This window comes from Fibrobacter sp., assembly GCA_024399065.1.
In the GTDB taxonomy this organism is placed as follows: domain Bacteria; phylum Fibrobacterota; class Fibrobacteria; order Fibrobacterales; family Fibrobacteraceae; genus Fibrobacter.
In genome coordinates this window covers 60,693-72,976 of sequence record JAKSIB010000008.1, presented here as the reverse complement: position 1 = coordinate 72,976, position 12,284 = coordinate 60,693, and the positions used below count along the sequence as shown (strand labels likewise).

Below are 12,284 nucleotides of genomic sequence, written 5' to 3'. Positions count from 1 at the left end.
ATGATCGAATATTCCTTCGCTGCAGAAATTGCTGAAGCCGACAAGTCTATTCTACTGAATTCCCGAATCTATAAGGAATGGCTGGAAAAGTCCCAGGAAAAGTTTACGGTGAAGAAGGTTCACTTCGCTTCTGCAGATTTCTTGCTGAAGGGTCGTCAGCCTCTGTTCATCAAGCTGGAAGCTACGGCATTCCTGCCGGATGGACGCCCGGTTCACGGCATCGTTGTTGTCCGCGGCAATGCGGTGGGTGTTCTTGTAGTGCTTCGCTGCGAAGGCAAACCCTATTTGCTTTTGGTCCGCCAGCCCCGCTTTGCAATTTCTGAACAGGCTTCCCTGGAAATTCCCGCTGGCATTCTGGATTGGACGGGTGACTACCGCAAGGTGGCTCTGTCCGAATTAGAAGAGGAAGCCCAGATTGTGGCGGAAGATTCTGAACTCATCGATTTGACAGAATTCTGGTACCAGGGTGCTTCTGTTGGCTTTGCCGGTAGCTGCGGCCTCCTGGACGAACGAATTCGTTTGTATGCAATCGAACGTGACGTGACCCGTGAAGAGCTGGAAGCCATGGACGGCAAGGATCAGAAGTACACCGAAGAAATCGAGTGGATTCGCACCGAGGTGCTTCCTTACGAAGAAGCTGCCCGCAAATTTGTGGACGGCAAGAATCTGGTGGCGTTGTTCATGTACGAACGCTGGCTGCGCGCTCAAGGCAGAAGCCTTGAGCAAGTATGATGTATGAGATAAAATAATGGCTCGGCGTTGCCGAGCTTTTTTTTTAATGCGCCGAAGGCGCCAAATCAAGTTTCGCACCTCGTGCCTCGTACCTGGAACCTCGTGCCTCGCGCCTAAAAGAAAAGATTATTCACTGTAAGGCCTACAAAGAAAATGGTCAGGTAGCCGTACCACAGGGCGTTCAGCACGTGGTTCCATACTCGCTTGTATTTCTTGGGCTCGTTCTTGTTCTTTTCGTTAATGGCGAGAACATTGATGCGACAGTAATAGGCGCAGCCTGCGAGACCGATAAGAGTTGCGAGAATAATTAATACGTATGCCATAGTGGCCATAAAATAGTTATTTCCCGTTCAAAAAGGGTAAAAATGAGCCAATAAAGGGTATTATTCCTTGAAGCGTGGTTGCCTGAGTCCCCTTTTTTTTCTCTATTTGTTTCCGGTTTTAAGACTGTCCGTGGCCGAAGCCTTATCATGAACGAGTTTTCAGGTAAAGCGTCGACCGTTAGCGGACGGCAATTTTTTTATAAGAGGTTTATTTGGCAAACCAAAAGTTGGATTCGCTGATCGCTCAGGCATGCGAAGCCGCCGGAGTTTCTCTGGTGGAACAGGACATGTTCCGTGCAGGCAAGCGCAAGACGCTCCGCCTTTATATTGATAAGCCGGAAGGTGTTTCCATCGATGACTGCACTAACGTAAGTCATTTCCTGTCTGATGCTCTGGACCTTGATCCCGAAATTATCGAAGGCGCCTATACCCTGGAAGTCTCTTCCCCGGGCTTGGACCGCCCCTTGAAGTCGGACGCAGACTTCATCAGAAACAAGGGCCGCTTTATCCGTGTGACCCGCCCTGCTGGTAAGCCGGTGGTCGGCAAGCTGATCGAAGTGGATGAAAAGAATTTAACCCTGGCACTTAAGGGCAAGAAAGAGGAAGAAGTCATTCCTCGTGACGAAGTGCTTGTGGCAAAAGTGGATGTACAAATCTAATAGGAAGGTCATGTTATGAAAAACGAACCGAAAGAAAACTTGCTTGACGTGCTTAAGAAGGTTGTCGAAGCTAAGGATATGGAAGACTCCCTGGTGCTGAACGCCCTTAAGGAAGCCTTGATCACCGCTGCTCGCAAGTACCTGCACATCGAGAAGAAGATTGAAGTGGACTTCGATGAAGAAGCTAACGAAGTACACGTGTTCCTCCGCGTGGCCGTTGTGGATGACTATCCGGACTACGACCCGAACATGACCGCCGACGAAGTCGAAGAACTGGACAAGGGCTACATGCTGGTTGAAGAAGCTCGCGACTTCAACGAAGACGCTCAGCCGGGTGACTTCCTCGAAATGGAAATTCCTATTGCAGCATTTGGCCGTCAGGCAATTCAGACTGCAAAGCAGCTTTTGAACCAGCAGATCCGCGACGCAGAACGTCAGAAGATCATGGACACCTACCGCAGCCGTATCGGTTCTATGGTCAGCGGCGAAGTGATTCGTTTGGAACAAAGTAACATCATCGTACGCCTCGGCAAGCAGACCGAAGCCATGATTCCGTATCGCGAACAGATTAAACGCGAACGTTGGGCTCAGGGCAACTCCATTAAGGCTGTGATTGCTCGCGTCGAAGAATCTTCCAAGAACGGCGCTCAGGTTATCCTGTCCCGCTCCAACGGCGATTTCCTCAAGGAACTCTTCCGTCAGGAAGTTCCGGAAATCTACGAAAACACTGTTGAAATCAAGGGCGTCGCTCGTGAACCGGGCTTCCGCGCCAAGATTGCAGTTTACTCCCGCGACGAAAAGATCGACCCGGTTGGCGCATGCGTCGGTATGAAGGGTGCTCGTGTTCAGACTATCGTCCGTGAACTGGGCAACGAACGTATCGATATCGTGCAGTGGAACCCGGATCTGGATGTGTTCATCCAGCGTGCTCTCGCTCCGGCTAACGTTATCAAGCTGATCCACGTGCCCGAAACCCGCCGCACTGTTGTGATCATCAGCGATGAAAACCTCGCTCTCGCCATCGGTAAGAATGGTCAGAACGTTAAGCTGGCTGCAGAACTGGTCCAGCGTAATCTCGATGTCTTTGGTGAAAAGGAATGGTCTGAAAAGGACGACGAAACCAAGGCAAAGATTACCACTCCGTCTGCAGCTGACCTCGCTCACGCAAACGGTCGTCGCGCCAGCCGCTAACCAGAGGCTATACTAGGCCCACACAAGGGGTGTGGGTCTTGAAAGGTTTGAGAATAAAAGGAACATTGGAATAGGCAATTCATGGTAAGTGAAAATCAAATAAAACCAACAGACTGGGCAGAATCTCACGGCGTTAAGGTGGACGTTGTGATGAAGTTGCTTCGTGACGCGGGCGTCACTGTCCGTACCCATATGTCCAAGGTGGACGCCAAGGACTATGAGAAGATCGAAGCCGCTGCTGAAGCTGAAAAGCAGAAAGCTGAAGCTCGTAACAAAAACTTGAAGAAGAACACTACATCCGATGCTCCTAGCGCAACAACTAGTAAGGCAAAGTCTGGTGTGACCATCGGTGGTCGCACTCTCAAGGCTACCTTGATCAAGGGTGCAAATCCGGCCGCCAAGGTGAAGGCTACTGTTAAGCCTGCCGCCGCAGCTCCCGCTGCCCCGAAGGCCGCAGCTCCCGCAGCTCCGAAGGCTGAAGTTAAGCCGGCTGAAGTCAAGCCGGTTGCCGCAGAAAAGCCCGCTGCACCTGTTGCCGAAAAGCCTGTTGAAACTAAGGCCGCTGCTCCTGCAGCACCTAAGGCCGAACCTGCCAAGCCCGCTGAAGTCAAGCCTGCTGCACCTGCCGCAGCTCCCGCTGCCCCGAAGGCCGAACCGAAGCCCGCACCTAAGGCCGAACCTGCCCCGAAGCCTGCCGAAGCTAAGCCGGCTGCACCTGCCGCTGCTCCCAAGGCTGAAACCGCAGCCAATGTTTCCAATGTTGAATTGAAGCAGCCGCCTATGAAGGCCCAGGTGTTCCAGCCTGATGCTGCAATCCTTGCCCGTATCCAGAAGTCCCAGCAGGCTGCCGCTGCAAACCGCGGTGGCAATCGTCGTCCTGGTCAGGGTGGTCCCCGTGGTAACGGTGGCAACCAGCAGGGCTATACTGGTACCTTCGGCCGCTTGAATAACGGTCAGGATAACCGCAATGGTGGCAATCGTCGTCCGGGCCAGGGTGGTCCGGGTGGTGATCGCAACAACGATCGTAACAATAATAATGGCGGTCGCAACTTTACCGGCCGCACCGGTGGCTTTACCGGTTCCTCCATGCAGGACGCCTTCAATGCTAGCAACAACGCTGCCCAGGGCGGCTTTGGCGCAGGCCAGGGCGGTAAGGGCGGCAAGGGTGGCCTGCAGAATGGTCGTCATGGCCAGAACGACAAGAACCGTCGTAGCAATGGCAAGGACCGCATGGAACAGCAGAGAGAACAGCAGCAGGAAGCCGTTCGTCAGAACGTTTCCCGCGTGATGGCTGACCTCTCCAAGAAGCCTGTCAAGAAGGTTTACCGTAAGGAAAAGAACGAAGGTGATACCGGTGATGAAAAGAAGATCCTCAAGACTTCCGACTTCATTACCGTCGGCGAACTCGCTGGCCTTATGGAACAGATGCCTGCACGCGTTATCGCGAAGTGCATGGAAATGGGCATGATGGTGACCATCAATGCTCGTCTCGACTTTGAATCCATCCAGCTCTTGGCTGATGAATTTGGCTATGAAGCTCAGTTGATGGAAGAATACGAAGAAGAAGCACTCGGTGTTGAAGAGGAACAGGAAGAAAACCTCCAGCCTCGTCATCCGGTGGTTACCGTGATGGGTCACGTTGACCACGGTAAGACTTCTCTCCTCGACTGGATTCGTAAGACCCACGTTGTGGCTGGCGAATCCGGCGGCATTACTCAGCATATTGGTGCATACGAAGTTACCACCAGCCAGGGTAAGGTTACCTTCCTGGATACTCCGGGTCATGAAGCTTTCAGTGCTATGCGTGCCCGTGGTTCTCAGGTGACCGACGTTATCGTGCTGGTTGTGGCTGCTGACTCCATGGTCATGCCCCAGACTGTTGAATCCATCGAACTTGCCAAGCGCGAAAAGGTTCCGATGGTTGTCGCTATTACAAAGATTGACCTCCCGACTGCTAACCCGGACAAGATCCGTGCTCAGCTCGCCGAACGCGGCGTTGAAGTGGAACAGTGGGGTGGTACTACCAGCTGTATCGAAGTCTCTGCCCGTACTGGTCAGGGTATGGAAGACTTGCTGGAAACTTTGGCTCTCGAAGCTGAAGTGCTGGAACTTAAGGCTAACCCGAATGCTCACGCTCGAGGTGCTGTCGTTGAATCCAAGCTGGATATCGGTAAGGGTTCCATGGCTACCATCCTCGTGCAGAACGGTACTCTCCATGTGGGTGATCCGTTCGTCTGCGGTATTTACGCAGGCCGTGTTCGTGCAATGTTTAACGAACGTGGTGAACAGCTGAAGGAAGTTCCGCCTTCCGCTCCTTGCCAGGTTCTTGGTTTTGACGGTACTCCTCAGGCTGGTGACGACCTTATCGTTGTTGACGACGAAAAGGCCGCACGTGAAATTGCTTCCAAGCGTCGTATGGCAGCTCGTGAACGCGACCTCCGTGCTCGTAGCACCATCTCCTTGGAAAACATGTACAACGAACAGAAGGAAGGCAAGCTCTCCGAACTCAACCTTATCGTCAAGGCCGACGTGGGTGGTTCTGCAGAAGCTTTGGCCGCTTCTCTCGAAAAGCTTTCCAACAAGGAAGTCAAGGTCAGCATCATCCGCAAGGGTGTGGGTACCATTACCGAATCCGATATTCTCTTGGCAACCACTGCTAAGGCGATCATTATCTCCTTCCACTTGATGCCGTCTCTCTCCGTACGTGAAATGGCTCAGAAGGAAGGCATCGAAATCCGCAACTACCGCGTGATTTACGACTGCATCGAAGATATCACCAATGCTGTGGAAGGCCTCCTGAAGCCGACTCTCCGCGAAGAACTCAGCGGCGAAGCAGAAATCCGTCAGGTCTTCAAGGTTCCCAAGGTTGGTCTTATCGCCGGCTGTATGGTTACCGATGGTTCCGTGGACCGCGAAAGCCATGTCCGCGTATACCGCAATGGCGTAGAACTGGGCACTACCGTGGTTCAGTCTTTGAAGCGCATGAAGGACGACGTCAAGTCTGTGGCTCGTGGCTTCGAATGCGGTATCGGTCTTAAGGGTTACGACGATATTCGTGAAGGCGATAGCTTGATCTTCTTCAAGGAAGTCTCTGTTGCTCGTACCTTGAAGGACGTTGCCCGTGAAGAAGCTGAAGAAAAGGCTAAGAAACAGTCCGAAGGGGAAAACGCTTAATGAGTCGTAGAACCGATCGTTTGGACGAACAGTTCCGTGAGGAAATCTCCAAGATGATGCAGAAGGGTCTTAAGGACCCTCGCGTCAGCTCCCTTGCGAGCATCACCCGCGTGGAAATCACCGATGACCTTAGCTATGCCAAGATCATGGTTTCTGTGATGGGTTCCGACAAGGAAAAGCGCGATTCCCTCATCGGCCTCAAGAATTCTGCCGGCTACATCCGTACGGTTCTGGGCAAGGCCCTGAAGATCCGTAAGATTCCGGAATTGAATTTTGTTTTGGACGAAAATCTGGAACACGCCATGCATATCGAAAGCATTCTTGCAGAACTGAAACAGAAAGGGGATTTGTAATTGTCCAATTCTGGCTTTGTCCTGTTAGACAAGATTGCTGGTGAAACTTCTTTTAAGGCCCTTTTCCCTCTGAAAAGGGTCTTTTCTACGAAGAGGGTAGGTCACGCCGGCACGCTGGATTTGCGTGCATCTGGCTTGATTATTGCCGCCACTGGCCGCGTCACCCGTTTGCTGCCTTTTGTGGAAGCGAAGGACAAGTGCTATAGCTTTAGGTTGCACTTGGGTTATGAAACCGACACGCTGGAATGGGACGGCGAAGTCCTGGAACAGGATTCCCGCGCCGCTGATAGTGCCAGCGCGTCCGCCGTTCAGATTACCCGCGAGGCTCTGGAGGCTGTGTTGCCCCAGTTTACCGGTGACATCGAACAGATTCCTCCCAAGTATTGCGCCGTCAAGATCAACGGCGTCCGCGCCAGCGATCTGATGGAACGTGGCCGTAACATTGAACTGAAGCCCCGCAAGATCAACATCAGTTCCTTGAAGGTTCTGGATGCAGTGGCAAACGAAGCAACTGAAGGTTGTTCCGGCAAGTGCATCGCCACTTTTGACCTGATTTGCGAATGCTCCAAGGGAACTTACATCCGTGCCCTGGGTCGTGATATTGCTCGCGCTCTCGGTACCGTTGGTTGCGTTTCCGGAATCCGCCGCCATCGCATCGGCAACGTCACCTTGGACAAGGCTGTCCGCGGTGAAGACTTGACTCGCGAACACCTTATTCCTGTGGACCAGATCCTTGATTTCCCGGTGGTGCGCCTGGATGATACCCAGGTGGCTGTTATCCGCCAGGGAAATTACCTGCCTTGGAAAACACCGATTGAAGGTGTGGATGCCGAGGGCAATGTTTTTGTGGCGAACCTCAAAGGCGAAGTCCTGAGCTACTGCCACTACGAACCGGGCCGCATCAGACCCAAGATTTATTTGGCTGCAGATGAATAGTTTGAAACGTGCTGTTACCATGGGAAACTTTGATGGTTGCCACTTGGGCCATCAGGCTCTTTTCCGTTCCCTGAAGGCTGTTGCAGAAGCTAATGGATTGCGCCCTACGGTCATCAGTTTTGAACCCCATTCCAACTACGTTCTTCGCGGCCCCGGCGATCCGCTGCTCTTGACTACAACGGCGGAAAAGCGGGACTTTATTGAAAGCCTGGGTCTTGATTTTGTGGTGCTGCCCTTTACCCGTGAACTGATGTGCCTTCCTTTCGACGAATTTATCCGAAAGGAACTCATTGAAAAGTTGAATGTGTGTTCCATGTTCTTTGGCCACGACCATAACTTTGGTGCCGGCGGCAAGGGCAACTACGAAACCATTACGGCAGCTTTCCCGGAACTTTCCACCCAGATGCTTTCTATCGTGCTTCACAAGGGCGAACGTGTCAGTTCCTCCGCCGTGCGAACAGCCCTTGAAATGGGTGATGTGGAACGCGCCCAGACTTATTTGGGTCGCCCGTACCGTTTGACTGGAGAAGTGGTGGTTGGTAAGCAAATGGGCCGCACCTTGGGCTTCCCAACGGCAAATCTCAAAGTGGAGGAATTCAAGTTCCTGCCTAAGGGTGGTGTGTACGTGGCCAATGCACGTCTTGCCGATGGTCGCATTTTCCGTTCCGTATTGAATATCGGAACCCAGCCTTCTACGCCGGGAACCCACTTCATGGCCATTGAAGCCTACCTGCTGGATTTCAATGAAGATATTTATGGACAGCAACTTGTTTTGGACCTTATGGCCTACCTCCGTCCGGAGCAGAAGTTTTCCAGCATCGACGATTTGGTCCGCCAGATCGGAATGGATGCCAACACGGCCCGAAACTACAATGGAAATCACTGGGCTGAATAGCTAATTTGTTGAGCATCAACGCACTTTAAGACAACTGAAAAGTTGTCTTTTTTGTTACAACACCTATTGCGAAAAATCACGGAACGGCGCTATATCACATTGGAAGATAGATTACGATGTTTGTACTTGTCTCTCTGTGTAAATAAAGTATCTTTATAATGTGTTGAGTGTGTGCATATGAATTTTAGAAACAGCTTTATAGGAACGTTGATTTTGGGAATGACCACGGCTGCCGTGGCCCAAAATTCGTCATATCTGAATCTAAAAGTGGACAATGAAGGCTATGGTTCTATTGGCCAGTCCGAAACCAAGTGCACGGAATGTGTAAATTCTCTTGAAGTTACCAACGGCAATGTAGCCACAACACTCAACAATCTGCTTAAAAGTTGGACTCCCGCCACACCTGTCAAGCTCAGCCTTGTTACTGAACTGGATTTGAACGAATTTGAATCGGGAGAAGTCTGTTCAACAAAGCATACACCGATTGTTCTTCCTAAGAACGTCACTGAATTTAATGGCAACGGCAATGTCATCAAAAACATGTGCTTTAGCCATGATGCCGCCTCTGGTCAGATGAATTCCCCTATGGGTTTCTTCGGTTCCATTAATGGCGTTACAATTTCCGATATCAAGTTCAATAATGTCCTTATCTCTGTAACGGGTAAGTCGACGGTTTCCGCCAGCAATTTCCGCCCCACAGGAACCTTGGCCGGTATGGCAGAAGATGCTCATGTAAAGAACCTTTCTCTTGAAGGTGTCAAGGTTGTTGGTGTCATGGCCGGTGGTGTTTTTGGCTATGCCTTGAATTCGACCATTGAGAACGTAAATAGTTCTAGTAAAATATTTGTCAGCAATGAATCCAGTATTACTTCGGGAACGGCTGTCGCTGGAGTTTCCCTGGGCAATGGCGCCTATACATTTTTGGGTGGTGTTGTTGGCTTAGCTGTCAATGTTGGTTTTTCCAAGATAGACATAGATGTATCCTTGTCTGCAACCAACAATGATAGTGCGATTCTTGGCGGTCTTGCCGGAAATCTCCTGTTTGACCATGCCGAAGCGACTTCCCGTAAAATAGAAAACGTGAAAATTGGTTCTGAATCTAGCCGTTCATCTATTAGCGGTGGCGCCAACATGGGCGGTATTTTTGGTTTGATCAAGAAGAGTGAAAACAATGTTGCAGGTCTTCTGATTGAAAATTCCTCTTTTGCTGGAGATATTTCTAAACCGTCTTCCAGTAAGAACTATTACATGGGTGGTCTTATCGGAGGAAACTTCCTGTCCAACGTTCCTCTTAAGATCCGGAACTGCGTTAGTGATGCAAACCTTAAGTCCAATGTTGTTTCTGAAAAGAAGCATTATCTAGGTGGTCTTGTGGGTGGTATGGAATCAATCAATCTTGGTTCCGGCGAAGATGACATGTTCTCCCTCATAAATACCAAGACTGCAGGTTCTATTGAAGTGGTGGAAGACGCTGGTAGCTCTGTTACTGCAGGTGTAATTTCCGTTGGTGGTCTTGTGGGCTTTGGTGGCTTTGCTGTTAGTGACAGTGCTGTTTATGGTGATACGTCCCATGTTGATATCACTGTGGCATTGAACGGATCGTCTGTCATCGATTCCATTTTTGTCGGTGGTTTTGTTGGAAGAGCTGGCATGCATGATTCTTTTTCTTCGAAGAGTGTTCGTGTTGTGAATTCCGAATATCTTGGAAGCATAGCTGTTAATGGCAATGCGAAGAGTATTGATGTTGCTGGCGGTATTGGTAATTATTATACGGGTGAAAAAGGAAACTTTATCACTTTTGAAAACATCAAGGTTAATTCTCCTTCGTCTTTGATCACTCTCGCAGGTAGTTCTTCTGGCGACAATAACCGCTACGTTGTTGGTGGACTTTGTGCATCCTGTAAAACGGTTGGTACCGTCAATAATATTGAAGTGAAGGGAAATTTTGATATTAGCCATGAAATTGCTGGAGAAAAAGATTCCATGGTGGTTGGCGGTATCATTGGTCACTTGACAACAACCAATGTAAGTGGTCATAATGCAGAGTTTGCTCTTAAGAATTCCTACCATGTGGGTAATTTAAATGTGTCCAAAGATATTTTGGGCATGAAGCAGATTTATGTGGGTTACCTGTTGGGATACGCTCGTTTTAGAACGAATGATGTTCTTTATGTCATGAAGTCAAACTATCATTACGGCAATGATATGGTTGTGACAATGGATGCCATTGGCCTTTTTGATCCGGGTACGTCAAAGAAATGGAACACGTACAATAATGAATGTGATAAGAATTCTTGGGAATCTTGTTGGGATATTCAGTACAACTTCCGTAATGGCCCTTCTTATAACATTGATGCGGAATTTAACAATGGTACTTTCGTTGACAAGCAGATGAAAGATGGCGTTGATGGGTTGAAGAAGGAGTTGAATTATGCTTGGGGATTAGAATCCTTGGCTAATCCAGTTTGGGGTTTTGAAAAAGGCAAGAACGACGACCTTCCGTACCTGATTGCTTTACTCCCGGTAGAAACTCCGGTTGTTCCGGGATCGTCCAGCAGTTCTAGCAGTGAGACAATTCTTCCTCCGCCAAGTTCTAGTTCCTCCAGTGGCGAAAGCATTATTTCTTCACCAAGTTCCAGCTCCTCCAGCAGCGAAACTGTAATCCCGCCCAGTAGCTCTTCCAGCGAATCTATTCAGGATGGAAGCTCCTCCAGTGTCACGACACAGACAAGCAGTTCTTCCAGCAGCGTGACTGTTCCACCGACTGGTTCCTGTTCTTCCAATGTGATTGCCGTGGACGCGTCTGCTCGTTCCGCTGAATGGCGTATGGTTTCCGTCAAGGGTTTGGAAAAGGCTGGTGTTAGCCTGAAGACAGAAATCCCTGTTTACTGGTGGGATGAATCTACCTCCTTGGGTGAATACTGGCAGTATAAGGCTTACGAGGTCGGCAATGAACTTTCTGCTTCTCATGGAGCATGGATTTATACTGCGGACAGTTTGTCTGTTGAGGAATTGGCTCCGATTCCTAGCGGTCTTGAGGTTAAGTGGGATGTAGATAGCGTCTATAGCGGCTGGAATCTGGTTGCAAATCCCTATGCCTGGACCATCGACGTTTCAAGCATTGATGGCTTGGGTCCTGAAGACATCTACGTTTACGATGGCAATGGTTACGATTATGCAAAGAAACTTGGTCCTTTCGAGGCTGCCTGGGTTAGAGCAAGTTCTTTCAAGTCATTGAACTTTGTTGCCAAGTCTCCGAGTGTTTCCGTGAAGAAGGCCATGGCCAAGTCCAACGATATTGACGGATGGTCCCTGCAGGCGATTCTTACGGATAAGTACGGTAGATATGATTCTTTGAACGTGATGGGCTCCAATTCCTATGTTGTTGAAAAATCGGAACCGCCTACAGCAATGGGTGACCATGTAAGTCTTGCCATTATGGAAGGGACGCGTGCTCTTGCTAAGAGCTTCAAGCCGGAAACTGAAGAAATGGAATGGACCATCAAACTTGGTGCAACCACGGCAAGAGAAGCTTATTTGCAGTTGGATGGTGTGGCTCGGGTTAATCGTTTCGGCAAGCATGTCTACGTGACCATTGATGACCGCACTGTTGAGATGAAGGATGGTTCTTCTTTGAAGGTAGCCTTGCAGAAGGGGTCTGTAACAGCAAAGGTTACTGTGACTGCGGAAGCCTTGGAACTGATGAAGAACCCCCTGGGCAAGCTCCATGTTGCCCGCTCCGGAAGCAATCTTGATGTCCGCTTTGACGCGGGGGCTGTTCTTGCCGGAAAGGATATGAAGGTGGATCTCGTCGGTATTTCCGGCAAGGTTGAGGCCGCTATGCAGGCCACAACGGCTGCCGGCACCAACGCCTTCGAAATGACGGTCCCCAAGCGCGGTGTCTATATGCTCCGCGTTCGCGTCGGCAGCCAAACAGCCGCCCAGCGCATTAATGTGCAGTAATCGCATTAACGTCCTGAAATTTAGAGTGTCGCGGCTTGTTCCGCTTGTCGCCAACGAC

9 protein-coding genes are annotated in these 12,284 nt (G+C 50.2%); 8 read left to right on the top strand and 1 reads right to left on the bottom strand.

All coding sequences use genetic code 11. The features are described from left to right. On the top strand, positions 1-732 hold the full coding sequence (locus MJZ25_05745) for an NUDIX domain-containing protein (GenBank protein MCQ2123674.1): 732 nt from the start codon (positions 1-3) through the stop codon (positions 730-732). A gap of 113 nt (positions 733-845) precedes the next feature. Here the strand turns inward: MJZ25_05745 and MJZ25_05740 are convergent, their stop codons facing one another. Continuing rightward, the gene (locus MJZ25_05740; protein ID MCQ2123673.1) at positions 846-1,055 is read right to left on the bottom strand and encodes a hypothetical protein; all 210 of its coding nucleotides are present in this window, start codon (positions 1,053-1,055) and stop codon (positions 846-848) included. Between the two features lie 212 nt (positions 1,056-1,267). On the opposite strand from MJZ25_05740, the gene MJZ25_05735 reads away from it, so the two are divergent. The 7 genes from MJZ25_05735 to MJZ25_05705 all read left to right on the top strand — a co-directional run bounded on the left by MJZ25_05735 (position 1,268) and on the right by MJZ25_05705 (position 12,226). Then, a complete protein-coding gene (locus MJZ25_05735) occupies positions 1,268-1,714 on the top strand; it encodes a ribosome maturation factor RimP (protein MCQ2123672.1) in 447 nt (148 codons plus the stop codon). Between the two features lie 15 nt (positions 1,715-1,729). Then, positions 1,730-2,905 carry a transcription termination factor NusA gene (nusA, locus tag MJZ25_05730; protein MCQ2123671.1) on the top strand — a complete coding sequence of 392 codons (1,176 nt, stop codon included), beginning with the start codon at positions 1,730-1,732 and terminating at the stop codon, positions 2,903-2,905. Between the two features lie 81 nt (positions 2,906-2,986). Further along, a complete protein-coding gene (gene infB, locus MJZ25_05725) occupies positions 2,987-6,079 on the top strand; it encodes a translation initiation factor IF-2 (GenBank protein MCQ2123670.1) in 3,093 nt (1,030 codons plus the stop codon). Further along, complete coding sequence (gene rbfA, locus MJZ25_05720) at positions 6,079-6,432, top strand: 30S ribosome-binding factor RbfA (GenBank protein MCQ2123669.1); 354 nt, start codon at positions 6,079-6,081, stop codon at positions 6,430-6,432. The genes infB and rbfA overlap by 1 nt, the downstream gene beginning before the upstream one ends. Further along, a complete protein-coding gene (gene truB, locus MJZ25_05715; protein ID MCQ2123668.1) occupies positions 6,433-7,368 on the top strand; it encodes a tRNA pseudouridine(55) synthase TruB in 936 nt (311 codons plus the stop codon). Further along, positions 7,361-8,263, top strand: coding sequence for a riboflavin biosynthesis protein RibF (ribF, locus tag MJZ25_05710; protein ID MCQ2123667.1), 903 nt, complete (start codon positions 7,361-7,363; stop codon positions 8,261-8,263). The genes truB and ribF overlap by 8 nt, the downstream gene beginning before the upstream one ends. A gap of 177 nt (positions 8,264-8,440) precedes the next feature. Further along, positions 8,441-12,226 (top strand): hypothetical protein, encoded by a 3,786-nt coding sequence (locus MJZ25_05705; protein ID MCQ2123666.1) that lies wholly within the window; start codon positions 8,441-8,443, stop codon positions 12,224-12,226. The last annotated feature ends 58 nt before the right edge of the window (positions 12,227-12,284 follow it).

What these genes read in the sequence shown, in the direction of transcription:
- rbfA (MCQ2123669.1), top strand. Translation starts at nt 6,079, where the DNA reads ATGAGTCGTAGAACCGATCGTTTGGACGAACAGTTCCGTGAGGAAATC.
- ribF (MCQ2123667.1), top strand. Translation starts at nt 7,361, where the DNA reads ATGAATAGTTTGAAACGTGCTGTTACCATGGGAAACTTTGATGGTTGC.
- MJZ25_05740 (MCQ2123673.1), bottom strand. Translation starts at nt 1,055, where the DNA reads ATGGCATACGTATTAATTATTCTCGCAACTCTTATCGGTCTCGCAGGC.
- nusA (MCQ2123671.1), top strand. Translation starts at nt 1,730, where the DNA reads ATGAAAAACGAACCGAAAGAAAACTTGCTTGACGTGCTTAAGAAGGTT.
- MJZ25_05705 (MCQ2123666.1), top strand. Translation starts at nt 8,441, where the DNA reads ATGAATTTTAGAAACAGCTTTATAGGAACGTTGATTTTGGGAATGACC.
- MJZ25_05745 (MCQ2123674.1), top strand. Translation starts at nt 1, where the DNA reads ATGATCGAATATTCCTTCGCTGCAGAAATTGCTGAAGCCGACAAGTCT.
- infB (MCQ2123670.1), top strand. Translation starts at nt 2,987, where the DNA reads ATGGTAAGTGAAAATCAAATAAAACCAACAGACTGGGCAGAATCTCAC.